25 protein-coding genes are annotated in these 23,388 nt (G+C 67.8%); 5 read left to right on the top strand and 20 right to left on the bottom strand.

The annotated features are described in order from the left end of the window. Nucleotides 1-17: 17 nt before the first annotated feature. From ACIPRI_RS01715 to ACIPRI_RS01685, 7 genes are all read right to left on the bottom strand, one after another. Entirely contained in the window at nucleotides 18-611 is a 594-nt protein-coding gene (locus ACIPRI_RS01715; protein ID WP_446587863.1) for an A24 family peptidase, read from the bottom strand. 19 nt (nucleotides 612-630) lie between these two features. Then, nucleotides 631-777, bottom strand: coding sequence for a hypothetical protein (locus tag ACIPRI_RS01710; protein WP_446587861.1), 147 nt, complete (start codon nucleotides 775-777; stop codon nucleotides 631-633). Nucleotides 778-1,226: 449 nt separating this feature from the next. Beyond that, entirely contained in the window at nucleotides 1,227-2,330 is a 1,104-nt protein-coding gene (locus ACIPRI_RS01705) for a phosphatidate phosphatase App1 family protein (protein WP_446587859.1), read from the bottom strand. Then, complete coding sequence (locus ACIPRI_RS01700) at nucleotides 2,311-2,814, bottom strand: dihydrofolate reductase (protein WP_446587857.1); 504 nt, start codon at nucleotides 2,812-2,814, stop codon at nucleotides 2,311-2,313. The genes ACIPRI_RS01705 and ACIPRI_RS01700 overlap by 20 nt, the downstream gene beginning before the upstream one ends. A gap of 2 nt (nucleotides 2,815-2,816) precedes the next feature. Further along, nucleotides 2,817-3,650, bottom strand: coding sequence for a thymidylate synthase (locus tag ACIPRI_RS01695; RefSeq protein ID WP_446587855.1), 834 nt, complete (start codon nucleotides 3,648-3,650; stop codon nucleotides 2,817-2,819). Nucleotide 3,651: 1 nt separating this feature from the next. Further along, nucleotides 3,652-5,097 (bottom strand): FAD-binding oxidoreductase, encoded by a 1,446-nt coding sequence (locus ACIPRI_RS01690; protein WP_446587853.1) that lies wholly within the window; start codon nucleotides 5,095-5,097, stop codon nucleotides 3,652-3,654. Further along, nucleotides 5,094-5,543 carry a DUF2069 domain-containing protein gene (locus ACIPRI_RS01685; protein WP_446587851.1) on the bottom strand — a complete coding sequence of 150 codons (450 nt, stop codon included), beginning with the start codon at nucleotides 5,541-5,543 and terminating at the stop codon, nucleotides 5,094-5,096. The genes ACIPRI_RS01690 and ACIPRI_RS01685 overlap by 4 nt, the downstream gene beginning before the upstream one ends. Before the next feature lie 34 nt (nucleotides 5,544-5,577). On the opposite strand from ACIPRI_RS01685, the gene ACIPRI_RS01680 reads away from it, so the two are divergent. After that, nucleotides 5,578-6,801 carry a YihY family inner membrane protein gene (locus ACIPRI_RS01680; RefSeq protein WP_446587849.1) on the top strand — a complete coding sequence of 408 codons (1,224 nt, stop codon included), beginning with the start codon at nucleotides 5,578-5,580 and terminating at the stop codon, nucleotides 6,799-6,801. On the opposite strand, the gene ACIPRI_RS01675 is transcribed toward ACIPRI_RS01680, so the two are convergent. Further along, entirely contained in the window at nucleotides 6,791-7,138 is a 348-nt protein-coding gene (locus ACIPRI_RS01675; protein WP_446587847.1) for an Mpo1-like protein, read from the bottom strand. The two genes, ACIPRI_RS01680 and ACIPRI_RS01675, sit on opposite strands and share 11 nt — an antisense overlap. Before the next feature lie 96 nt (nucleotides 7,139-7,234). Here ACIPRI_RS01675 and ACIPRI_RS01670 point away from each other — a divergent pair, with 96 nt between their 5' ends. Continuing rightward, nucleotides 7,235-7,621, top strand: coding sequence for a thioredoxin family protein (locus ACIPRI_RS01670; protein ID WP_446587845.1), 387 nt, complete (start codon nucleotides 7,235-7,237; stop codon nucleotides 7,619-7,621). Here ACIPRI_RS01670 and ACIPRI_RS01665 read toward each other — a convergent pair. Beyond that, nucleotides 7,618-8,430: an alpha/beta fold hydrolase gene (locus ACIPRI_RS01665; protein ID WP_446587843.1), complete on the bottom strand. Its 813-nt coding sequence runs from the start codon at nucleotides 8,428-8,430 to the stop codon at nucleotides 7,618-7,620. The genes ACIPRI_RS01670 and ACIPRI_RS01665 overlap by 4 nt on opposite strands. After that, on the bottom strand, nucleotides 8,427-9,734 hold the full coding sequence (locus ACIPRI_RS01660) for an O-acetylhomoserine aminocarboxypropyltransferase (RefSeq protein WP_446587841.1): 1,308 nt from the start codon (nucleotides 9,732-9,734) through the stop codon (nucleotides 8,427-8,429). The genes ACIPRI_RS01665 and ACIPRI_RS01660 overlap by 4 nt, the downstream gene beginning before the upstream one ends. Nucleotides 9,735-9,884: 150 nt before the next feature. Between ACIPRI_RS01660 and ACIPRI_RS01655 the strand changes: the two genes are divergently transcribed. Beyond that, nucleotides 9,885-10,340 carry a CBS domain-containing protein gene (locus tag ACIPRI_RS01655; protein ID WP_446587839.1) on the top strand — a complete coding sequence of 152 codons (456 nt, stop codon included), beginning with the start codon at nucleotides 9,885-9,887 and terminating at the stop codon, nucleotides 10,338-10,340. A 19-nt stretch (nucleotides 10,341-10,359) separates the two neighbouring features. Here ACIPRI_RS01655 and ACIPRI_RS01650 read toward each other — a convergent pair whose 3' ends face one another. Next, nucleotides 10,360-11,340, bottom strand: a complete 981-nt coding sequence (locus tag ACIPRI_RS01650) for a Bug family tripartite tricarboxylate transporter substrate binding protein (protein ID WP_446587837.1) — start codon at nucleotides 11,338-11,340, stop codon at nucleotides 10,360-10,362. A 2-nt stretch (nucleotides 11,341-11,342) separates the two neighbouring features. Next, complete coding sequence (gene add / locus ACIPRI_RS01645) at nucleotides 11,343-12,425, bottom strand: adenosine deaminase (protein ID WP_446587835.1); 1,083 nt, start codon at nucleotides 12,423-12,425, stop codon at nucleotides 11,343-11,345. A 92-nt stretch (nucleotides 12,426-12,517) separates the two neighbouring features. Between add and ACIPRI_RS01640 the strand changes: the two genes are divergently transcribed. Beyond that, on the top strand, nucleotides 12,518-13,507 hold the full coding sequence (locus ACIPRI_RS01640; protein ID WP_446587833.1) for a LysR family transcriptional regulator: 990 nt from the start codon (nucleotides 12,518-12,520) through the stop codon (nucleotides 13,505-13,507). 4 nt (nucleotides 13,508-13,511) lie between these two features. Here ACIPRI_RS01640 and ACIPRI_RS01635 read toward each other — a convergent pair whose 3' ends face one another. Next, nucleotides 13,512-14,765 carry a polyhydroxyalkanoate depolymerase gene (locus tag ACIPRI_RS01635; protein ID WP_446587831.1) on the bottom strand — a complete coding sequence of 418 codons (1,254 nt, stop codon included), beginning with the start codon at nucleotides 14,763-14,765 and terminating at the stop codon, nucleotides 13,512-13,514. A gap of 107 nt (nucleotides 14,766-14,872) precedes the next feature. Here ACIPRI_RS01635 and ACIPRI_RS01630 point away from each other — a divergent pair, with 107 nt between their 5' ends. Next, on the top strand, nucleotides 14,873-15,529 hold the full coding sequence (locus tag ACIPRI_RS01630) for a glutathione S-transferase (RefSeq protein WP_446587829.1): 657 nt from the start codon (nucleotides 14,873-14,875) through the stop codon (nucleotides 15,527-15,529). Here the strand turns inward: ACIPRI_RS01630 and ACIPRI_RS01625 are convergent. Genes ACIPRI_RS01625 through ACIPRI_RS01595 form a run of 7 tightly spaced genes read right to left on the bottom strand, consistent with a single transcriptional unit; the run spans nucleotide 15,526 to nucleotide 23,379 of the window. Next, complete coding sequence (locus ACIPRI_RS01625) at nucleotides 15,526-16,752, bottom strand: pyridoxal-phosphate-dependent aminotransferase family protein (protein ID WP_446587827.1); 1,227 nt, start codon at nucleotides 16,750-16,752, stop codon at nucleotides 15,526-15,528. The genes ACIPRI_RS01630 and ACIPRI_RS01625 overlap by 4 nt on opposite strands. A 23-nt stretch (nucleotides 16,753-16,775) precedes the next feature. Next, nucleotides 16,776-17,537 carry a fumarylacetoacetate hydrolase family protein gene (locus ACIPRI_RS01620; protein WP_446587825.1) on the bottom strand — a complete coding sequence of 254 codons (762 nt, stop codon included), beginning with the start codon at nucleotides 17,535-17,537 and terminating at the stop codon, nucleotides 16,776-16,778. A gap of 28 nt (nucleotides 17,538-17,565) precedes the next feature. Then, a complete protein-coding gene (locus ACIPRI_RS01615) occupies nucleotides 17,566-18,984 on the bottom strand; it encodes an amidase (RefSeq protein WP_446587823.1) in 1,419 nt (472 codons plus the stop codon). Nucleotides 18,985-18,994: 10 nt separating this feature from the next. Further along, a complete protein-coding gene (locus ACIPRI_RS01610; protein WP_446587821.1) occupies nucleotides 18,995-20,287 on the bottom strand; it encodes a TRAP transporter large permease in 1,293 nt (430 codons plus the stop codon). Then, entirely contained in the window at nucleotides 20,284-20,952 is a 669-nt protein-coding gene (locus ACIPRI_RS01605; protein ID WP_446587819.1) for a TRAP transporter small permease subunit, read from the bottom strand. The genes ACIPRI_RS01610 and ACIPRI_RS01605 overlap by 4 nt, the downstream gene beginning before the upstream one ends. Nucleotides 20,953-20,994: 42 nt before the next feature. Continuing rightward, nucleotides 20,995-22,041 (bottom strand): TRAP transporter substrate-binding protein, encoded by a 1,047-nt coding sequence (locus tag ACIPRI_RS01600; protein WP_446587817.1) that lies wholly within the window; start codon nucleotides 22,039-22,041, stop codon nucleotides 20,995-20,997. Nucleotides 22,042-22,098: 57 nt separating this feature from the next. Beyond that, complete coding sequence (locus ACIPRI_RS01595) at nucleotides 22,099-23,379, bottom strand: TRAP transporter large permease (protein WP_446587815.1); 1,281 nt, start codon at nucleotides 23,377-23,379, stop codon at nucleotides 22,099-22,101. Nucleotides 23,380-23,388: the final 9 nt, after the last annotated feature.

Raw genomic sequence — 23,388 nt, 5'->3', positions numbered from 1 at the left:
GCGTTCTCCGATGGGGACTACAGGTAGCCCAGTTGTGCCGCTACGACCTGGAACAGCGTGCCGGCGCCGATGCACAGCGCGAAGGGCAGCTTGCCGACGGACTGGCGGCGGTCAATCGCGGGTGCGGTGACCACGCCGGCCATGCCGGCCGTGACCATGCCCTGCGCGGCGTTCTTCAGATTGCCCAGCATGCGCAGCAGCTTGCGGTGGTAGATGGCGAAGGCCAGGGCCACGACGCCGCTGGCGATGAAGCTCAGCAGCACCGCCTGGAAGGTGGCGGCGGCACCCAGGAAGGCGCCCACCATGGCCATCAGCTTGACGTCGCCCGCGCCCATCGCGCCCAGCGCGTAGCAGGGCAGCAGCAGTACGAAGCCCAGCGCCAGGCCGGACAGCGCCTGCACGGCGCCGGCGCCGGGCGTGCGCGCCATCACCATGCCGCTGAGCAGGGCGAACAGCGCGCCGCCGAAGGTGAGCCAGTTGGGAATGCGGTAGCTGCGGCAATCGGTGACGCTGGCGATCAGCAGCAGCGCGAACAGCGCCAGCATGCGTGGATCGCTGGCGAGCATCGACAGAAGTGACAGCAGGGCCTGGATTTCTTTTTCGTTGTTCATGGCAGGGCGGCGTTCGGGATCAGGACTGGCCCTGCATGGCCAGCAGAATCAGCAGTGCCAGCACCAGCACGATCGAACTGACCAGCGCGATTTCCATGAAGGACGTGCCGCCTTCCCCACGCAGCAGGTGGGAGAGGCAACAGGGGCGCGGTTCCAGTTCGAACATTCGGATCTCCATGGGTGCTTGCTTCGTGAGGCCTGCGCCTTGGGGTGCGCTGGCCTCGGCCATGGATCCGAATGTGAACTTTGGTGTTCAAGAGCGCATGAGCAATGCGCCCTCAATCGGGGGAGACATCTGCCCTGGGCTTGTGCGGGCCGACCCCTGACAAATGTCCTGGCCGGACGGCCAAGGGCCTGTTCACACCATTTACGGGGTCGCGAAGGCATGCCAAAGCGGGCAAATCAAGGCGCACGACGCCGCGTGTGCGTCGGCACACGCAAGGAGTGCAACGCCGAGTTGGCCGCTTTGGCATGCCTTCCCTTCGGGGTGGCTCGCATTGGGGCCGTCTGCGGCGTTGCCCGCGCTTGCAATGCTTCAGCATTGCTGCGCACGGGCGCCTTGCATCCGGCCCCAATGCGGGCCAACGCGATCCCCGCAAATAGTGTGAACAGGCCCTAGCGCAGCGGCCAGGCCTCGCCGTCGCGATGGATGTGCCAGCGCTCGGGCGCCACGCCCTCGAAAGCGCTGACATAGCGGGGCGCGTTGCGATCCTCGTTGCTGGCGTCGCGGATCACGATGCCTTCGATGCGCTGCGGCTGCGCACGGGCCACTTCGCCATAGATCTCGGGGTCGAGCTCGCCCGAGTCGCCGACCAGCAGAAAGCGCCGCCGCGGAAAGTCTTCCATCAGCCGCGCGATGCCGGCCAGCTTGTGCGCGCGCGATTCGCCTTCGCCTGGAATCAGGGTGCGCCAGGTGGTGCTCTCGCGCAGGTGCACGCTGCCGGGCGGAAAGCCCTCGTCACGCAGGAAGGCGCCCAGTGCCGGCAGCAGCTGGATCGGGCTGGACGAGAGATAGTGAAAGCGCGTCTGCGGATCGCGTGCCAGCTCGCGGTAGTGCTCGGCCATGCCCGGCACCGCGGCGAAGCGGCGGGCGAAGGTGTTGAGCAGCATCTGCTGCTGGTCGCGCACCTGGGTGATCTTCACCGTGTCGTCGATGTCGGAGATCACCGAGAGGCCGTGCGCCGGCACCACCAGCGCGCGCCCCTCGATGCGGCGCGGCAGCGGCCTGGCCACCACGGCATGAAAGCGCAGCCAGGGCGTCTGCCGTGGGTCGGGTGTGAGCGCGAGCGTGGCGCGCAGTTGGGTGCGCCCGCCTGCGTCGCTCGAGGGCATGGAGACATGCGCCGGGCCGGGGCCGAAGTCGATGTCGAGCACCGTGCCTTCCTCGGGCTCGGCATGAAAGAGCGAAGTGCGCTGCGCAAAACGCAAGCGCGCGGCCGGCGTCATGTTGTCGAGCCGAAGGCCAAGGTAGCGGGCCAGGCCCGCATCGAGCATCCGATGGCGGTCCTTCTCGTGGATCCAGGCCTGCAGGTCGACCTCGAAGTTTCCGTCGCCGAGTTCCCGCGCCGTGCTGGGCAGGAAGAGCACTTCTTCGTCGGGATCGAGCGGCTCGGCCTTGGCGTGGGCCTCGTTGCCCGCCCAGAAGAAAGCGGCCAGCGGCAGTGCAGGCAGTGCAGTGAGAAGGCGCCGTCGTTGTCGGTCAGGCAGGGCGGCGCTCATAGGTGACGAAGCTGAAAGGCAGCCCGTCCCTGGCAGCGGCATGCGTGCTGCGGCTCGTCTCGCGCCAGCCGGCGTCCAGCTCGGGTGCGAAGGTATCGCCCTCGAAGTCGCGCTCGATCTCGGTGACCACGGCGCGCTGTGCCAGCGGCATGGCCTGGGCGTAGATCTCGCCGCCGCCGATCACCCAGACTTCGGGCGCATCGGCGCAAAGTTCGATGGCGGCCTGCAGGGTGGCGGCGCGCTCGGCGCCCGCGGCCTGCCAGTCGGCCTGGCGGGTGATGACGATGTTGCGGCGACCCGGCAGCGGCCGAAAGCGCACGGGCAGCGAATCCCAGGTCTTGCGGCCCATCAGCACCGGCGCGCCGCCGGTCGTCTGCTTGAAGTGCGCCAGGTCTTCCGGCAGGTGCCAGGGCATCTGGCCGTCCTTGCCGATCACGCCGTTGCGGGCGCGCGCGAAGATGACATTGACGCCAGGCGACTTCATCTTCAGACGGCCACCGGCGCCTTGATGGCCGGATGCGACACATAGTCCAGCACCTCGAAGTCTTCGTACTGGTAGTCGAAGATCGAGGCCGGCTTGCGCTTGATGTTCAAGGTGGGATAGGGGTAGGGCGCGCGGCTCAGCTGCAGCGCCACCTGTTCGGCGTGGTTGCTGTAGATGTGGCAGTCGCCGCCGGTCCAGATGAAGTCGCCCACGTCCAGGTCGCACTGCTGCGCGATCATGTGCGTCAGCAGCGCGTAGCTCGCGATGTTGAAGGGCACGCCCAAAAAGATGTCGGCGCTACGCTGATAGAGCTGGCAGCTCAGGCGGCCGCGCTCGCCCGGTGCCTGCGGCGGCGCCACGTAGAACTGGAAGAAGGCGTGGCAGGGCATCAGCGCCATCTTGGAAAGATCCGCCACGTTCCAGGCGCTCACGATGATGCGGCGCGAATCGGGGTTGCTCTTCAAGGTGTCGATCACCTGCTGGATCTGGTCGATGTGGCCGCCGTCCGGCGTGGGCCAGCTGCGCCATTGCACGCCATAGACCGGGCCCAGGTCGCCGTCTTCGCGCGCCCACTCGTCCCAGATGGTGACGCCACGCTCCTTCAGCCAGTTGTTGTTGGACGAGCCGGTGAGGAACCACAAGAGCTCGACGATGATGGACTTCAGGTGCACCTTCTTGGTGGTGACCAGCGGAAAGCCTTCGTTGAGGTCGAAGCGCATCTGGTGGCCGAACACGCTCTTGGTGCCGGTGCCGGTGCGGTCCGCCTTGAACACGCCGTGGGTGTCGACGTGGCGCATGAAGTCTTCGTATTGGGAGCGGATGGGGCGGGGGGTCATGTCAATGCTTGGGTTCGGGGCGCAGCACCCGCCCCGGATTCAGGATGTTCTGCGGATCCAGCGCGCCCTTGATGGCCCGCATCATCGACAGCGCCACCGGCGACTTGTGCTTTTCCAGCTTGTGCGCCTTGAGCGAGCCGATGCCGTGCTCGGCCGAGATGGAGCCACCGAAGCGCTGCACCGCGTCGTAGACCAGGGTGTTGATGCGCTCTTCTTCGTTCGCGAGGAAGGCACGCGCATCGCCGTCGGCCGGTGCCTGCACGTTGTAGTGCAGGTTGCCGTCGCCCAGGTGGCCGAAGTTCACCAGGCGCACGCCCGGAATCGCTTCTTGCAGCAGGGCGTCGGTCTGTGCCACGAAATCCGGAATGTGCGACACCGCGACCGAGATGTCGTGCTTGATGTTCAGGCCCTCTTCGGCCTGCGCCAGCGGAATGCTTTCGCGTACGTGCCACAGCGCCTTGGCCTGACCGAGGTTCTCGGCCACCACCGCGTCGCTGACGCATCCGTCCTCGAAGGCCTTTTCCAGCAAGGCCTCGAAGCGTTCGCGCGCATGCTGTTCCGATTCGTTGTCGGAGTTCTCCAGGAGCACGCACCAGGGCGATGCACCATCATCCTCGGCGATGAAAGGCACGCGCTGCGACGGAAAATGCTTGGCCACCAGGCCGAGGGCAAAGCGGCCCATCACCTCGAAGCCGGTGAGGCCCGCGCCCAGTTGCTGGTGCGCCAGGCCCAGCAGCTGCACCGCATGCGCCAGCGACGGCACGGCAGCCCAGGCAGTGAGCCGCGCCGCCGGCAGCGGGTACAGCTTCATGGTGGCGGCGGTGATGACGCCCAGCGTGCCTTCGCTGCCGATCAGCAAATCGCGCAGGTCGTAACCCGTGTTGTCCTTGCGCAGGCCGCTGGTGCCATCCCAGATCTCGCCCTGGGCCGTGACCACTTCCAGGCCCAGGCACAGCTCGCGCGCATTGCCATAGCGCAGCACCTGGGTGCCGCCGGCATTGGTCGCCAGGTTGCCGCCGATGGTGCAGCTGCCTTCGGCGGCCAGGCTCAGAGGGAACAGGAAGCCGGCGTTGCGTGCGGCCTCCTGCAGGCTTTGCAGCACGCAGCCGGCCTCCACCGTCACTGTGAGGTTGGCGGCATCGATGCCGCGAATCGCGCTCATGCGCGAAAGGCTCAGCAGCACCTGGCTGCCGCTGGCGTCGGGAATGGAACCGACCGCCAGGCCGGTGTTGCCGCCCTGCGGCACGATGGCCGTACCGGCCGCCGCGCAGGCCTTGACCACGTCGGCCACCTGCTGCGTGTTGGCCGGGCGCACCACCGCCAGCGCCTTGCCGCGCTCGCGCTTGCGCCAGTCCTGTTCCCAGGCGGTGAGGTCGCCCTCGGTCAGCACCTGGGTCTCGCCGACGATGCGGCGCAGTTGCTCGAGCAGTTCGGTCTTCTTCATCATCCAGCTTCGCTTTCGGCTGCGCGCAGTGCGTCGGCGCGGGCCAGGCGGGTGCGTACATGCCACGCGCAGGCCACGAAGAGCAGCAGGCACAGCACGATCTCGATGCCGGCCAGCACCCGGCCCATGGGCTGCGTGTCGCTCCAGGCGCGCACCACGCCCTCGGTGAAATAGATCCAGACCAGAAGGCTCACCCAGCGGTAGGTGTACATGCGCTTCTTCAGCAGGCCGGCTAGCGGCAGCACCAGCGGCAGCACCTTGAGCGCCAGCAGGGAGCCGCCCGGGCGAAGCGGCGCCAGCCACATTTCCCAGGCAAGGCCAAGGACGATCAGGGCGGCCAGGCTGCCGACGGCGAGCGCGCGCGTGGTTGCCACGACGCGGTTGTCGGCGGCAGGCAGCGGCGTGGCGCGGGCGGAGGTACGGGGGAGAGGAGCGGCAGGAAGAGGCATGGCAGAAAGAAACCCGATGGCATGATAGCGACCCATGAATCGCCACTCGCTATGGAGGGAGCTGTCCCATTTTCCGTGGCGCAACACCGCTGCCGTGCTGGGCGAGCGTTTTCGCGAAGACCGGCTGGGCCTGTCGGCCAGCAGCCTGACCTTCACCACCACCATCGCGCTGGTGCCCTTCTTCACCGTGGCGCTGGCGCTGTTCACCGCCTTCCCGATGTTCGCCAAGATGCAGGGGCGGGTGCAGCGCTGGCTGGTCGAGAGCCTGATCCCGGAGAACATCGCGCGCCAGGTGCTGGGCTATCTGACGCAGTTCGCCAGCAAGGCCGGTGGCCTGGGCGTGCTGGGCCTGGCGGTGCTGCTGCTCACGGCCTTTGCGCTGATCCTGACCATCGACAAGACGCTCAACAACATCTGGCGGGTGCGCAGGCCGCGGCCGTTGGCGCAGCGGGTGCTGGTCTATTGGGCGGCCGCCACCCTGGGCCCGCTGGTGCTGGCGCTGAGCCTGTCCACCACCTCCTATGTCTTTGCGGCCTCGCGCGGGCTGGTGGACGACGCTGGGCTCAAGCTGGTGTTCGACATGGCGGAGTTCTTCCTCTTGGCCGGCGGCATGGCGGGGCTCTATCACTATGTTCCCAACACCGAGGTCAAGTGGTCGCATGCCTGGGCCGGCGGGCTGTTCGTGGCGATTGCCATCGAGATCGCCAAGAAGCTGCTGGCCTTCTACTTCGGCCTCGTGCCCACCTATTCCGTGCTGTACGGCGCCTTTGCCACCCTGCCGATCCTCTTGGTGTGGATCTACATCGCATGGGTGATCGTGCTGTTCGGCGCGGTGATCGCAGCCTACCTGCCCAGCCTGTTGAGCGGGGTGGCGCGGCGCGGTGGATCGCCGGGCTGGCCGCTGCAGCTCGCGCTCGAGGCGCTGCAGCACCTGGCCGTGGCGCGCGACGCACCGCAGACAAAGGGGCTCGGTGCGGCCAAACTGGTGGCCCGCATGCGTGTCGATGCCCTGCAGCTGGCACCGGTGCTGGAAACGCTGGTCGCGCTCGACTGGGTCGGCCGCATCGCCGAGGAAAGGGCCGACGGGGAACCGCGGCTGGTGCTGCTGGTCGACCCCGAAACGACCGCGCTGGAGCCGCTGCTGCGCGAGCTGATGATGACGCGCGCCGAGCCCCTGGTCGCGCTGTGGAACAAGGGCCCGCTGTCCGAGCTGAGCCTGGGCGACGTGCTGCCCAAGGCGCCGCTGACTACAGCTTGACCCTGCCCAACAAGACGTCGCGGTACATCGCCCAGTCGCCCATGAAGCTGTAGAGCGGGCGCTTGAAGGAGGCCGGCTTGTTCTTCTCGAATCCGAAGTGGCCGATCCAGGCGAAGGCGTAGCCCACCACGATGGCCGGGAGCAGCCACCACCAGTTGCCGGTCAGGATCAGCGTGGCCAGGCACACGAGCGAGAGCGAAGAACCCACGAAGTGCAGTTGCCGGCAAGTGCGGTTGCTGTGCTCGCTCAGATAGAAGGGATAGAACTCGGCAAAGCTCTTGAAGCTGCGCGGGTCGACGGCCGGGCCGCCATGGGCGGGTGTTGTGGCGGTATTCATCGTTGTCTCCTGTGGGGCGCTTGGCCTTTGCCCATAATAGTGAGGCGGTCCACCAGCCGCCAACCCGCAAACCCTTCCTTCGCCCCACCCATTCTTGTGAGCGCATTGCCGACCCCTGGAGCAGCCCCCGCTGCCGACGACGACGCCCCCTGGGTGGTTTGCCTGTGCGCCGAGTGGTGCGGCACCTGCCGCGACTACCGCCCGCTGTTCGAGGAAGTGGCGCGCGCCCACCCCGGTTTTCGTTTTGCCTGGGTGGACATTGAGGACCATGCGGAATTCGCCGACGAATTCGACGTCGAGACTTTCCCCACCGTGCTGGTGGCCGGGCAGGACGGCACCCGTTTCCTCGGGCCCCTGCTGCCCAATGCCCAGACCCTGTCTCGAATGCTGACGGCCCTTTCGGCGCCGCAGCCCAGTGACGAGCATGTCGCGGCATTGCTCGCCGCACTGGCGCGCTCGCCCGGCGAGTTCCAGCTGCCCTAGCGCGCGCCGAGAAATTCGGCGAGGGCGAACAGCACCGCGTCGGGCGCTTCCGACATCAGCGCGTGCCCCGCTTCCACCGTCACCACGCGGGCATCGCCTGCTGCGCGGCTGGCCAGCTTCTGCGCGGCGGCCGCCTGCGTCATCTGGTCGGCTGAACCCAGGAGGAACAGCACCGGGCAGCGCAGCGCCTCGAGGGCGGCCTCGCCGCCGGCGTAGTCGTTGCAGGCGGAAAAGCCGACGTGGAACAGGTTGGCCTCGCGGTTGCTCGCCAACACCCGGCGCATCAGCGCGCGCGAGCTGCCGTAGAGCCAGGTGCCCGGCCCGAGGGTTGAGGGTGGCGGCGCCAGCATGGAATGCGAGAAGGTGTTGACCATGGCGATGGCGCGCTGCGGCTCGTTCAGCGACGCGTCCAGCAGCGCCGGCGAGACCTTCATCGGGTAGGCCGTGCCAACCAGCGCCAGCGCCGTCACCCGATCCGGCGCACGTGCTGCCGTCTCCAGCGCGATCAACGATCCGAAGCTGTGGCCCACCAGGGCCGCCCGTTCGATGCCCGCCGCGTCGAGCAGGGCGATGATGAATTGCGCCGCCTCTTCCACGCTGGCCGGCGGCGTGCCGCCGCTCTTGCAATGCCCGGGAAGATCGATGGCCAGCACGTTCCAGCCGTGGTGGGCGAACCAGCGGCTTTGCAAGATCCAGACGCTGTGGTCGTTCAGCACGCCGTGGATGAAAAGCACCGTGGGCTTGGCCGCATCGAAGGGCTTGCCGCCGGTGTAGGCGTAGACGGGTTGTGCGGTGACCGTGATGTTCATGCTGCTTTCTCCGCGGCCTTCAGCGCCCGCTTGAGGTCATCGATCAGGTCGGCCGGATCCTCCAGCCCGATCGACAGGCGGATCGTGCCTTGCGTGATGCCGGCGCCGGCCAGCGCCTCGTCCGTCATGCGGAAATGCGTGGTGCTGGCGGGGTGGATCACCAGGCTGCGGCAGTCGCCCACGTTGGCCAGGTGGCTGAACAGGCGCAAGGTCTCGATGAACTTCTTGCCCTGCTCTCGGTTGCCCTTGAGGTCGAAGCTGAACACCGCGCCCGCACCCTTGGCGCCGTGGCGCAAGAGCTTGTTGGCCAGCGCGTGGCTCGCGTGCGACGGCAGCAGCGGATGGCCCACGTGCGCCACGAAGGGGTGGCTGGCCAGGAACTCCACCACCTTCTGCGTGTTGTCGATGTGGCGCTCCATGCGCAGCGGCAGGGTCTCGATGCCCTGCAGGATCAGCCAGGCCGTGTGCGGGCTCATCGACGCGCCGAAGTCGCGCAAGCCCTCGCGCCGCGCGCGCAAGAGGAAGGCGCCCACCGTGCTCTCTTCCGAGAACACCATGTTGTGGAAGCCTTCGTAGGCCTGAGTCAGCTCGGCGAATTTGCCCGAGCGTTCCCAGTCGAAGCTGCCCCCATCCACCACGATGCCGCCGATGACCGTGCCGTGCCCCGACAGGAACTTCGTGGCCGAGTGGTAGACCAGGTCGGCGCCCCAGTCGAAGGGCTTGATGAGGTAGGGCGAAGTCAGCGTGGAATCCACCAGCAGCGGCACGCCGGCGTCGTGCGCGATCTCGCTGACGTCCGGAATGTCCAGCACGTCCAGGCCCGGATTGCCTACCGTCTCGCCGAACAGCAGCTTGGTGTTGGGCCGGATGGCGGCGCGCCAGCCGTCGAGGTCGCCGGGCTTGACGAAGGTGGTGTCGATGCCGAAGCGCCGCATCGTGTAGTGCAAAAGGTTTTGCGAGCCGCCGTACAGCGCGGTGCTGGCCACGATGTGCGAGCCGGCCCCCATCAGCGTGGCGATGGACAGGTGCAGCGCCGCCTGCCCGCTGGCCGTGGCGATGGCGCCGATGCCGCCTTCCAGCGCCGACACGCGCTGCTCCAGCACCGCGTTGGTCGGGTTGCTGATGCGCGAGTACACGTGGCCGGCGCGCTCCAGGTTGAACAGCGAGGCAGCGTGGTCGCTGGACTCGAACACGAAGGAGGTGGTGAGGTGGATCGGCACGGCGCGCGCGCCGGTGGTGGGGTCGGGCGCGGCGCCCGCATGCAGCGCGAGCGTGTCGAAGCCGGGATCGGAATAGCCGGGCATGGGAGCCTTTCAGGAAAATGAGTTCGCAAACGACCCGTTACGTCTGCAAGACAGCGACGGTGTCGTGGACGTGCCAATGAGCGGTCATTGTGTGGGATTTGTGGGCTATATTTGAATCGGCATCAGCCCACCAGTAGAGGAGCACACCCCATGAAAGTCAGCGACATCCTGCGTGTGAAGGGCAACACGCTCTTCACCATCACGCCCGATGAGCCCCTGGCGGATGCCGTCAACATCATGGCCGACAAGGACATCGGCTCGCTCGTCGTGATGGAGCATGGCGACCTGGTGGGCATGCTCACTTTCCGAGAGGTGATCGTGGCCATCGTGGCCAACGGCGGTACGGTCGGCAGCACCCTGGTGCGCAAGGCCATGGACGACGCCCCGGTCACCTGCACCCTGGAGACCGACCTCGACGAGATCCGCCGCATCATGCTGGAGCGTCACGCGCGCTACATGCCCGTGATGGACAAGCGCATGCTGATGGGCGTGGTGAGCTTCTACGACGTCGCCAAGGCGGTGGTCGACAGCCAGAACTTCGAGAACAAGATGCTCAAGGCCTACATCCGCGACTGGCCGGCGGAGGAAGAAGACAGCAAGAGCTGAACGCCGAGGTCGACGCGCCTCATTCCTTGATGTTCGCCGCCTGCACGATCTTCTGATTGCGCACGTACTCGGCCTGCACAAACTTGCCGAGGTCCTCGGCCGAGCCGCTGCCGGGCAGCGCGCCTTGCTCCTGCATCTTGGCCCGCACCTCCGGGTCCTTCAGCACCGCGTTCAATTCCTCATTGAGGCGCTTGACGGTGGCCGCCGGCGTGGCGACCGGCGCGAAGATGCCGGTCCAGCTCACCATCGAATAGTCCTTCAGGCCCGGCATCTCGCTGAAGGCCGGCACCTGCGGCAGGCTCTGCAGCCGCTGGCCGCCGGTCACGCCCAGGGCCTTCAGGCGCCCGCCCGTCACGTGCGCAATGGCGCTGGTGCTCACCAGCATCGCCAGGTCGACCTGGTTGCCGATCACGTCGGTGGCGATCTGCGCGCCGCCGCGGTAGGGGATGTGGGTGACGTAGATGCCGCTCTTTTCCTTGAGCAGTTCCATCGCCAGCTGCAGCACCGTACCCACGCCGGAGGTGGCGTAGTTGTACTTGCCGGGGGAGGCCTTGGCGAGCTTGACCAGGTCGGCGTAGCTCTGTACCGGCAGGCCGGGCCGCGCCACCAGCACCATCGGCGCGGTGTTGAGCATGCCCACCGGCGCCAGGTCCTTCAGCGGGTCGAACTTGAAGGCGGCGGGGTTGATGAGCTTGCCGATGGCGATCGCGCTGTCCGGCCCGGCCACCAGGGTGTAGCCGTCGGCCGCGGCGTTCACCGCCTTGGCCACGCCGATGGCGCCGCCGGCGCCGGTCACGTTCTCGATCACCACCGACTGCTTGAGCCGCTCGCCCAGCTTGGTGGCGACCAGGCGGGCGTTGTAGTCCACGCTGCCGCCGGCCGAGTAGGGAACGATCAGGGTGATGGGCTTGGCCGCGGGCCAGGCGGCTTGCGCGAAGGCCGTGCCAGGCAGCACGACTGCGAGCAGAGAGGCAAGGACGAGGGGCTTGGTCGAGGGCATGGTCAGGTTCCGGAGGAGGAAGAAGAGGGGTCGGGAAGATGGCGCTCGCGCAGCTGGTCGAACTCGGCGCCCCATTGCGCGTGCCAGGCACGGCGCCGGTCGTCGTCGATCCAGGCGCCATCCAGGCCGTTGCGCATGAAGCCGCGCAGGTCGGAAAGGCCGAAGCCGAAGTCCCGCACCATCATGGCCCAGGCCTGGGTGGGCGTGACCTTGTGCAGGGTCGGGTCGTCGGTGTTGGGGTGGATGCGAAGGCCCAGCCCCGGCATGCGGCGGATCGGATGGTCCATCGCCCAGCGCTCGGGCGCCAGGGTGCGCAGGTAGTAGGAGTTGGTCGGCACCACGGTGAAGAGCACGCCGCGATCGGCGCATTCGCGCGCGAAGTCGGGCTGGTCCACCACCGTGTAGCCGTGGTCGATGCGGTCCACCTGCAGCAGGTCGAGCGCGGTGCGCACGTTGGTCCAGGGCATGCCGAACTCGCCGGCATGCGCGGTGGTCTTGAGGCCGGCGCGGCGCGCGCGCTGGTAGGCCTCGATGAACAGTTCCGGCGGACGGTCGACTTCGCGATAGTCGATGCCGATGCCGATCACTTCTTCCTCGCGGCGGTTCGCCAGCACCCAGTCGACCATCTCCACCGCAGCCTCGGGGCTGGCCTCGCGGTCGATGGCGGCGATCAGGCGGCCGGTGATGCGCCAGTCGCGCTGTGCGTCGTGGATGGCCCGCACGATCGCTTCCTGCGCCGCGCGGTAGGGGATGCCGGACGCATGCACCGTGCCGGTCGGGTTCCAGAAGAACTCGGCGTAGCGCACGTTGTGGCTGGCGGCGTCCTGCAGGTATTCGTAGGTGAGCCGATGCAGGTCGTCGGGGCTTCGCACCAGCTGCGCATCGAGCGCGCGCAGCACCCGCAGCACGCCCACCGGCTTCTCGCCGCGGGTGTAGAAGCCTTCGATCTCGTCCTGCGCCAGCGGTGAGCCTGCGCGGCGGTTGAGCTCGGAGAAGGTGGCGTGACGCACCGTGCCGAACAGGTGGCAGTGCAGCTCGACCTTGGGGATCGCGTGCAGAAAGGCGTCGAGCGAGGCGGGGGTCATGCCCGGCAGTCTAGGCAGCGGCTACTCATAAGTGAAGTTTTGAATTTTTATAATTTCATTCATTCAACTGATTGCCGGGAAGAGAGCAAGCCATGGAACCCCAGCCCCTGCGTGCCCTGACCTTGCGCCAGCTGCAGTGCTTCTCGGTGCTGGTGCAGGAGGGCCATTTCGGCCGCGCTGCGCAGCGGCTTGCCATCACCCAGCCGGCCCTGAGCAACGCCATCAAGCAGATGGAAAAGCTGCTGGGCGCCGAACTGCTGACCCGCTCCACCCACCGCCTGGCCCTGACGCCGGTGGGTGCAGAAGTGCTGGCGCGCACCGATTTCCTGGTCAACACGGTGGAGGTGGCGCTGCGCGACATCGAGAGCACGGTGCGGCGCGGCCGCGCCTTCGTGCGCATCGGCGTGATTCCCTCGGCCAGCGGCGGCGTGGCGGCCGCGGTGGGCGATTTTCTGCACGAGACCGGTCAGGCGCTGGAGCTGACCTGGCGCGACGCACCGTCCACCACCTTGCTGGCCGAGGTGCGCAGCGGGCAGCTCGATTTCGCCGTGGCCGCCATCACCGAGCCGCCCGGCGGCCTGGCCTGCGTCGAGCTGTTTCGCGATCCGCTGGTGCTGGTGGCGCGCCGCGACCATGCGCTGGCCGGCGCGCAGGAGGTGAGCTGGGAGGCGATCGGCGGCGAGCGCCTGGTGCTGTTCGAAAGCGGCAGCATGCCGGCCCTGGGCAATCCGGCGCGCGCCCAGTTTGCGCAGGGTGCCGAGCCCTACCGGGTGAGCTATTCCGAAACCCTCTACGCACTGGTGCGCGGTGGGCTGGCGCTGGGGCTGATGCCGCGGCTGTACACCGACTCGCTGCGCGATCCATCGCTCGTCGTGCTGCCACTGGCCAAGCCCAAGGTGGAGCGGCGCGTGGTGCTGGTCTACCAGCCGGGGCCGATGCGCAATGTGGTGGCGCAAGCGCTGATCAGCTTCCTGCGGGAGCGGCTGCCGCTGCCGCCCGGACTGCCCATGCGGCGCATCTCAAGGAAGAAGGAAGAGAAGGCGCCAAGAACAAAGGCAAAGCGCGCGCGCCCCGCCACCTAGAGGCTCAGGCGGACACCGCTCGCGCCGGCGTCGTCCGCGCGCCGTACAGCTCGGTGGCGTTGTGAATGATCTCGCGCACCCTCGGGTAGATCTGCTGGTTCCACCGGCTGCCGCTGAACACGCCGTAGTGCCCCACACCGGCTTGCAGGTGATGCGTCTTGAGGTAGGGCCGGATGCCGGTGCACAGGTCTTGCGCCGCCACCGTCTGGCCAACGGCGCAGATGTCGTCGCGCTCGCCCTCCACCGTCAGCAGCGCAGTGCGGCGGATGGCTGCCGGATTCACCTTGCGATCGCCCACCGTGAGCACGCCGCGCGGCAGGTCGTAGGTCTGGAACACCCGCTCCACCGTCTCCAGGTAGAACTCGGCCGGCAGGTCGTTGACCGCGAAGTACTCGTCGTAGAAGTTGCGGATGGTGTCGGCCTGTTGCAGCTCGCCGTCCACCAGGTGCTGATAGAGCAACTCGAACTGCTTCTTGTGCCGCGGTGCGTTCATGCTCATGAAGGCGGTGAGCTGCAGGAAGCCGGGGTACACGCGGCGCATCGTGCCCGCGTGCGGCCAGGGCACGCGGCTGATCAGGTTGCGCCGGAACCATTCGATGGGCCGGTCGGTGGCCAGCTTGTTCACCGCGGTCGGATTGACGCGGCAGTCCACCGGCCCGGCCATCAGGGTCAGGCTGATGGGCGTGGCCGGGTGGTCGTCCTCGGCCATCAGCGCGGTGGCGGCCAGCGCCGCCACGCAGGGCTGGCACACCGCCACCAGGCTCACGCCCGGGCCGACAGCCTCCAGGAACTGGATGATCTGGCGCGTGTAGTCGTCCAGCCCGAAGCCGCCGTGCCACAGCGGCACGTCGCGTGCGTTGTGCCAGTCGGTGATGTAGACGTCATGGTCGCGCAGGAGCGTGCGCACCGTTTCGCGCAGCAGGGTGGCGAAGTGGCCCGAAAGTGGTGCGGCCAGCAGCACGGGCGGCTGCACGGCCGGGCTCTGCTTGCGGAAATGCAACAGGGTGCCGAAGGGCGCCACCAGCACCGGCTCCTCGTACACGGCCACCTCCTGGCCGTCGACCCTCACCTGCGTGATGCCGTAGGCCGGCCGCGAATGCGTGAGCCGCATGCGCGAAAACACGTCGAGGAAGGCCGCCATCCGCCGCGTGGCAGTGCGCTCGTCCTGCGCCTGCCACAGGGCGCTGCCAAGGTACTGCGCCGCAAGCCGCATCGGCGAAGTGGAATCCATGGAGGACTGGTAGGCCCGATACAACATGCAAGGCTTGCAGGCAAGTTGCGGGCCAAGCCGGCGCATCGCGTTCGCGTCGGGCGCACCGTTCTGGCACAAGCCTTGCACTGGCCCCGTGACATCAGGAGCAGCACATGGCCAAACCCGTTCTCACCATCAGCAGCAAGAACTACGGTGCCTGGGCGCTGCGCGGCTGGCTGATGTGCCGCCTGGCGGGATTGGATTTCAGCGAAAAGGTGATTCCGCCGGACGACCCGGCCATGAAGGCCGAGATGCTGCTGCTCTCTTCCTCGATGCTGGTGCCTTCGCTGCAGCACGGCGGCGTCAAGGTCTGGGACACGCTGGCCATTGGCGAGTACCTCAACGAGATCAAGCCCAGGGCGGGCCTCTTGCCGGCCGACGCCAAGGCCCGCGCCCATTGCCGGGCGATCTGCGGCGAGATGCATTCGGGCTTCGGTTCGCTGCGCAGCGCGCTGCCGATGAACATCAAGGCCCGCTTCCCCAGCTTCAAGGTGTGGTCGCGCGCGCAGGCCGACATCGACCGCATCGTTGCCATCTGGCGCGAATGCCTGCAAAGCTACGGCGGGCCCTACCTGTTCGGCGCGACGCCTTGCATGGCCGACGCCATGTACGCACCCGTCGTCACCCGCTTCCTGAGCTACGACGTGATGCTGGACAAGGTCTGCGCCGCCTACTGCAAGCGCATCATGGAACTGCCGGCGATGCAGGAATGGGTGAAGGCCGCCAAGGCCGAGCCCGAGGAAATCGACGAGCTCGACGCGGAGTTCTAGGCTTCGCGGGCGGGCGTCGCTGCAAAGAAGTCCATCGCCGCGGCCACGCCCGAGCCAGCCAGTTTCACGCCGCCCAGCTTCAAGCCCATTTCGACACCGGCCAACGTGGCCATCAGCGTGAGGTCGTTGCAGTCGCCCAGGTGGCCGATGCGGAACATGCGGCCCTTGAGCTTGCCCAGGCCCGTGCCCAGCGAGAGGTCGAAGCGCTGGTGCATCAGCCGGCGCAAGCCGTCGGCATCGACGCCTTCGGGCGTGATCACGCCGGTCAGCACCGGCGAGTGCAGGGCCGCGTCGGCGCACTGCGTGGGCAGGCCCCAGGCGCCGACGGCCGCGCGCACGCCTTCGGACCAGCGCTTGTGGCGCGCAAAGATGGCGGGCAGGCCCTGGTCCAGGATCATGTCCAGAGCCTCCGACAGCCCGTAGAGCAGGTTGGTGCTGGGCGTGTAGGGCCAGTAGCCGCTGGCGCTCATCTCCACGATCTCGTCCCAGGCCCAGTAGGCGCGCGGCAGCTTGGCGTCTTTGGCACGTGCGAGGGCCTTGGGCGAGAGGGCATTGAAGCTGATGCCCGGCGGCAGCATCAGACCCTTTTGCGAGCCGCTCACGGTGACATCCACGCCCCATTCGTCGTGCCGGAAGTCCGCGCTGGCCAGGCCGGAGATGGTGTCGACCATCAAGAGGGCCGGGTGGCGCGCGGCATCGATGGCGCGGCGCACCGCGGCGATGTCGGAGGTGACGCCGGTGGAGGTCTCGTTGTGCACCACGCACACTGCCTGGATGCGGTGGTTGCTGTCCTTGCGCAGACGCTCTTCGATCAGTTCGGCGCGCACGCCGTTGCGCCAGGCCAGGGGCAGGCCGGTTTCCTTGTCGGTGCCGGGCAGCGCCAGGAACTCGGGCTCCAGCCCCAGCTTGAGCGCCATCGCCCGCCACAGGCTGGCGAAATGGCCGGTCTCGTACATCAGCACCGAATCGCCGGGGCTCAAGGTGTTGACCAGCGCGGCCTCCCAGGCGCCGGTGCCCGAGGCCGGGTAGATCGCCACCGGGTGCCGCGTCTGGAAGATCTGCTGCATGCCCGCGACCACCTTCTTGCCCAGCGCGCCGAACTCCGGCCCGCGGTGGTCGATGGTGGGCAGGCTGATGGCGCGCAGGATGCGGTCGGGCACCGGGCTGGGGCCGGGGATCTGCAGGAAGTGGCGGCCGCTGGGATGCTGGTTCAGGGAAATCATTTGTCTTGTCTCCTGTGTCTTCTTCAGAGTTGAACTTCGGCCTGGCCGATGCCGGGGAATTCGGCCAGCACCCGATCGCCGGCCGTCGCCAGCGGCAGGCCGCACCAGGTGCCGGTGGTGACCACCGTGCCGGCGCGCACCACAGCGCCGTCCTGGGTGGCGTGGCGCAGCCAGGCCATCAGCACGAAGGCCGGGTCACCCATGGAATGCGTGCCCTGGAACTCCAGCACCGGCCGCGCGCCGATATGCACGCGGCAGCGCTGCGCCGACCAGTCGCGCGGCGCAAAGGGTTGCCAATCGCCCAATACCAGGGCGCCATGCGATTGCAGGTCGGCCAGCTTGGCCAGCGCCGGTGCCTCCAGCGCTTCGCGCCAGCGTGAATCCACCAGCTCGATCGAGACGCACATGGCATCGACCAGCGCGCTGGCGCTGGCCAGGTCCAAGCCGGCGGCACGCGTGGCATCCACGTCGGCGCCCAGCCGCAGCGCAATCTCGGCCTCGATGCCGCGCAGATGAAAGGGCCAGGCGCGCGCGTCGGCGGGGCTTGGCCAGATGCCGGCAGGCGGCAAGGGCGCGTGGGTCAGCGTGGCATCGCGCGAGGGCCCGCCGGATTTCCAATGGCGCGCTGATGCGCCGTCCTGGAACCAGCCGAGCGCGCGGGCCACGCCTGCCTGCACTGCATAAGCGGCAGCGGCGTCAGGCAGCGGCACCTGGGCCGCAGGGGTGGCGCGGTGCGCGTTGCGCGCCGTCACCAGGGCCGCGACTGCGGCATCGATCATCGTCATGGTTTCTTGTTCCTTCGTTCACAGCTTTTCATAGCGTGGGCCAGCGGTCGGCCCAGGGGGCAGCGGCCTCGTAGGCAACGCCGATATCGAGCAGCAGATCATCGGCGCCAAAGGGACCGATCAGCTGCAGCCCGATCGGCAGGCCCTCGCGCGAAGGCGCAGCCGGCAGCGCCAGGCCGGGCAGGCCGGCGGCATTGACCCAGCCGGTGTAGACCGCATGGCCGCGCGGACCCACCTCCTGGCCGTCGATGTGCGTGGGGTAGGCCTCGTGCGCTGGCCAGGGCAGGGCGGCGGCCGCTGGCATGGCGATGAGGTCGAAGCGTTCGAACATGGCCGCGGATTCGCGGCGCAGCCGATGCACCCGTTCCATGATCTGCCAGACCCGCGCGCCCGAGATGCGGCGGCCGGCGTCGGCCGCGGCCCGGTACTTGAGGCTGGCTTGTGCCTCCCAGTCCGGCTGCTGCTCGAACATGGCGGCCAGGCCCACCTGGCCGATTTCGGGCCAGGCCTGCAGCACGAAGTGCACGTCCAGCGGCAGCGCGCCGTCTTCCACCGAATGCCCCAGGGCGGCCAGCTGCCGCACGGCAGCGCGGCAACTGGCCGCGATCTGGCGGTCCAGCGGATTGGCGTTCAGATGCTCCACATAAAGAATCCGCAGCGCCTTCGCAGCGGCCGGCGGCCGACGCGCCGCCGCGGCCCAGGCCGCAGCCTGCGAGGAGCGGTCGGCCAGCGACGCACCGCGCACCGCGTCGAACAGCAGGCGCACGTCGGCCACCGTGCGGCCCACCGGGCCGATGCAATCGAAGTCCAGCAGCAGGCCCGGCAGCGCATGCTGGCGCGGCCAGGCGCTGAGCGAGGGCTTGAGCCCCACCAGGCCGGTGTGCGAGGCCGGCCGCCGGATCGAGCCGCCGCCGTCCTGTGCGATGGCCAGCGGCCCCATGCCGGCCGCCACCGCCGCCACCGCGCCGCCGCTGGAGCCACCGGGCGTGAGCTCCGGTGCCCAGGGGTTGCCGGTGACGCCGAACAGCGGATTGGCGGTGTAGCCGTCGTTGGCGAACTCCGGCACGTTGGTCTTGCCCAGGATCAGCGCGCCGGCAGCGCGGGCCCGCGCCGCCGCCAGCTCGTCATGGCCGGGCCGATAGTCGGCCAGGGCCGGCGTGCCGCAGGTGGTGGGCAGGTCGGCCAGGAACAGGCTGTCCTTCACCGTGAGCGGAATGCCGTCCAGCGGCGACAAGGGATGCGCCTTGGCGAAGCGGTGCGTGGCGGCCTGCGCCTCGGCCAGCACCGCATCGTCGCGCCGCGCCACCACCGCGGTCAACCGCGGGTTGACCGCGTCGATGCGCTCCAGGATGTCACGCACGACCGCCAGCGGCGTCAGGCTGCCATGGCGATAGCGGTGCGCCAGCTCGGTGGCACTCAGCGCCCACAGTTCCTGCTGTCTGCTCATCGGCTGCGCCCTACATCTTCGAAGGCAGCCAGGTTGCCAGGCCCGGCACGACCATCAGCAGCAAGGTGAAGCCGATCATGATGGCCGCGTAGGGCAGCGCGCCCCAGATCGCATCTTCCAGTCCGCCCTTGTCCGGCCGGATGCCGTGCACCACGAACAGGTTCATGCCCACCGGCGGCGTGATCAGCCCCAGCTCGCACATCAACACGATGAAGATGCCGAACCAGATCGGATCCACGCCCAGTGCGGTGGCGATCGGGTAGGTGATCGGGATGGTCGCCACCTGCATCGACAGCACGTCCATGAACATGCCCAGGATCAGGTAGAACACGATCAGCGCCAGGATCAGGCCGGTGGCGGAAAGGCCCAGGCCGGCAACCCACTTGGTCATCGCCTCGGCCACCCCGGTCAGGCTGATGGTGAGGTTGAGGATGAAGGCCGCGGTGATGATGAGCAAAATCATGCCGCTCACCCGCGCGGTCGAGATGAAGCAGGTGCGCAGCACCTCCCAGCTCAGCTTGCCCGACTGCCAGACGAAGAACAGGGCGGCGATCACGCCCAGCGCCGCGCTCTCGGTGGTGGTGGCGATGCCGAAGTACAGGCTGCCCATCACGATGCCGAACACCACCAGCGGGGGCACCAGGTAGCGCAGCACGCGCAGGCGCTCCGGCAACGGTACTTTTTCCTCGCGCTTGACGTCGCCGCTCATCACGCTGGAGATCCAGATCCACAGCATGAAGCAGCCGGTGAGCAGGATGCCCGGGATGATGCCGGCGATGAAGAGCTTGCCGATCGAGTTGTTGGTGAGCGAGCCGTAGACGATCATGTTCACGCTCGGCGGAATCAGGATGCCGAGCGTGCCGCCGGCCGCCAGCGAGCCGAGCGAGGCGCGCATCGAATAGCCGCGCTTTTGCAGCGACGGCAGGGCGACGGTGCCCACGGTGGCAGCGGTCGCCACCGACGAACCCGAGGTCGCGGCAAACAGCGCGCAGCTGCCGATGTTGGTGTGCAGCAGGCCGCCCGGCAGCCGGCCCAGCCAGGCCGACAGCGCGATGTACATGCGGTCGGCGATGCCCGAGCGCAGCAGCAGTTCGCCCAGCAGCACGAACAGCGGGATGGATGTGAGCAGGTTCTCGTTCTGCACGCCCCAGACCACCGGTGCGATCGAGTCCATGAAGGGCACGCCGTAGGCGGCGATGCCGCCGACGATGCCCACCAGCGCCATCGAGACGGCGATCGGGATGCCCACCAGCATCAGGCCGATCATGGCGAAAAAGGCGAAACCGATGATGGCGATGTTCATGGCTGTTCTCCTGGGGCGCCGCCCTGGCGCACGGCGAGGTCTTCCAGCTCTTCCTTGAGCTCTTCCTTCGCGCTCTTGGGGTGGAAGTCGTGGTTCAGTGTGTCGACGCGGTGCGTCAGCAGCAGCACCGTGGCGCGCACCGCGTAGCCGATGGCCACCAGCGCGAAGGTCACCAGGCCCGCGTACCACACGCCCTGTGGATAGATCAGCGGCGTGGCCCAGGGAGTCTGGGCCGTGCTGCGGTACTGCAGCGTGTCGCCAATCACCTTGAAGGCGATCCAGGCGATGAAGGCGCCCAGGATGGCCAGCGTCATGATCGACAGCCAATTGAGCAGCGCCTGCGTGCCGCGCGAGAACTTCTCGTGGAACACGTCCACGCGGATGTGGTTGCGGCCCATCAGCGCCAGGCTGAAGGCAATGGTGGAGCCCACCGCCAGCGCGTAGCCGCCCAGCTCGTCGGCGCCTTGCAGCGAGACATTGAACAGCTTGCGGCTGATCGTCTCGACCGCGACCACCACGGAGAGCGCGAGGAAGATGCCGCCGAAGACGGTGGCCAGCAGGGTTTCGATGCGGTCCTTCATGTGGAAGCTTTTCTGGTCGGCCGGGGCCGGCCGGGCTGCCGCGGGGGCGGCGCCCGGCGCATGCACAGGGGGTGCAGCGCTCATATCGGTGTCTCCTTCAGATATCGGGAACGAGAGGTGCTGGCCTTACTTGAGGCCGATGACCGGCGCGACGGTGGCGGTCCACTTCTGCGAGCAGCCCGGGTTCGACTTGTCGCACACCTCGGCCCATACCGGCAAGGAGACCTTGTTCACCGCGCTGCGCACCAGCTCGCCGTCGGCTGGCGAGACGGGCACGCTGGTCAGCTTGAACTTCTTGCCGGTGGTGCAGGGATCCTTGCCGGCGTTGCAGTTGAGCGCGTCCTGGAACAGCTCTTCCGAGTACTTCCAGATGTCATCCGTGAGGCCGTCGAAGGCAGCCTTGAGCTTGGCTTGCTGGTCCGGCTTCAGGCTGTTCCAGGCCTTGAGCGAGATGGCATAGCCGTTGAGCGCCATCTGGAAGCCCAGCGGCAGCTGGTGCGTCGTCACTTCCGGCCAGCCGGCCGAGTTGGCGCTCGACGGCCCGGTGATGGCGCAGTCCACCACGCCCAGCGACAGCGACTGGTGCGTGTCGGCAAAGGACACCGGCACCGGCGTGGCGCCCACCAGCTCGATGAACTTGGCCAGGTTCTGGTCGTACACGCGCACCTTCATGCCCTTGATGTCGGCCAGCTTGCTGATCGGCTTCTTGCAAAAGAGGATCTGCGGCCCGAAGGGCCACACGCCCAGGAGCTTGACGTTGAACTGCTGCTGCAGCCGCGCGTCCACCGTGTCGAAGTAGGCCTTGGCCACCTTCCGGCCGGTGGCGTAGTCGGGGCTGGCGCCCACCAGGTCCAGGCCCAGCAGGGTCGGTTCGTCGCGCGAATTCTGCGAGACGCGCAGCGACACGATGTCGAACAGGCCGGCCTTCATCACGCGCAGCTGCTCGGTGTCCTTGATGCCCAGGGTGTCGATGGGCTTGTAGTCGACGTCGATCGGCAGCCCGGTCCTGGCGGCGAACTGCTCGAAGAACGGTTGCTCCTTGTTCTTCTGGATCAGGCCGGTGGCCAACGGCTGGCCGATGGCCTTGAACTTGATGCGGTCGTCCGCGTGGGCGGGCAGCGCCAGGGCGGCGGCGACGGCCAGGGCGGCATGGATGTACTTGAGTTTTTTCATGGCGGGGCAACTCCTGGGTGGTGAAATGAAGGAAGGAAGGGAGGGCGGGAAGAAACATCAATAGCCGAGCGCGCGCGGCAAGGCCGTCACGATCGAGGGGAGCAACATGCACAGCACAAGCACCGCGTACATCAGCGCGATGAAGGGCCAGGCGTTCCTGACCAGTTCGCGCATCGAGATCTGGGTGACGCCGCAGACCACGAACAGCACCACACCCACCGGCGGTGTCAGCATGCCGATCACCAGGTTGAGCACGAACAGGAAGCCGAAGTGCAGCGGGTCGATGCCGTAGGCCAGGGCGATCGGGTGCAAGAGCGGCACCAGCATGATGTAGGCCGCATTCGATTCGAGGAACATGCCCACCACGAACAGCAGCAGCGCGACCAGCGCCATGAAGACCAGCGGGTCGGAGGTGAGCGCGCGCAGCAGCGCCGAGAGCTGTTGTGGCAGCAGGTCGACGGTCATCAGGTAGGTGATGACCGAGGCGAAGGCGATGAGGGCGCCGACCACCGCCGAAGTGATGGCGGCGCGCACCACGATGCCCGGTAGGTCGCGCAGCTGCAGTGCCCGGGTGACGAAGAAGCCGATGGCCAGGGCGTAGACCACTGCGATGGCCGCGCCTTCGGTGGCGGTGAAGGCGCCGCCGACGATGCCGCCGATCACCACCACCGGCATGGCCAGCACGATGATCGAGCGCTTGAGTTCCGCCAGCACGCGTGCCAGGCGGAAGGGCTCGCCGGTGACGGCCCAGCCGCGCCGGCCGGCAATCCAGGAGCACAGCAGCATGAAGCCGATGCAGATGATGATGCCGGGCACCACGCCGGCCATGAACATGCCGCCCACCGACACCGAGGAGCCGGCCATGAAGGCGTAGACGATCATCGCGCCCGAGGGCGGGATGATCGGGCCGAGATTGGCGGCCGCCGCCACGATCGCTGCGGCGAAGCCGCGGTCGTAGATCTTGGTGAGCGAGGGCACCAGGATCGACGACAGCGCGCTGGCATCCGACACCGCCGCGCCCGAGACGGTGGCCAGGCCCGCGCCCGAAAGCATGGTGACATGCGCCATGCCGCCGCGCACCCGGCCCACCAGCGCATTGGCCAGCGCGATCAGCCGCTCCACGATGCCGGCCTTGATCATCAGCTCGCCGGCGAGCATGAAGAAGGGGATCGACATTAGCGGGAAGGAATTGACCGCATGCATCATGCGCTGCGGCACCATCGAGTAATCCACGCCGCTGTACGCCAGCGCTGCCAGCGCGGCGGCGCCCATGGCAAAGGCGATCGGCAGGCCGAACACGGCCAGCAGCATGAATCCGAGAACGACCGCGAGGCTCATAGTGCCCCC

It is taken from the genome of Variovorax sp. LARHSF232, assembly GCF_052871435.1.
The sequence above is the reverse complement of the archived record's forward strand: the minus strand, read 5'-3'. Positions and strand labels throughout refer to the sequence as shown.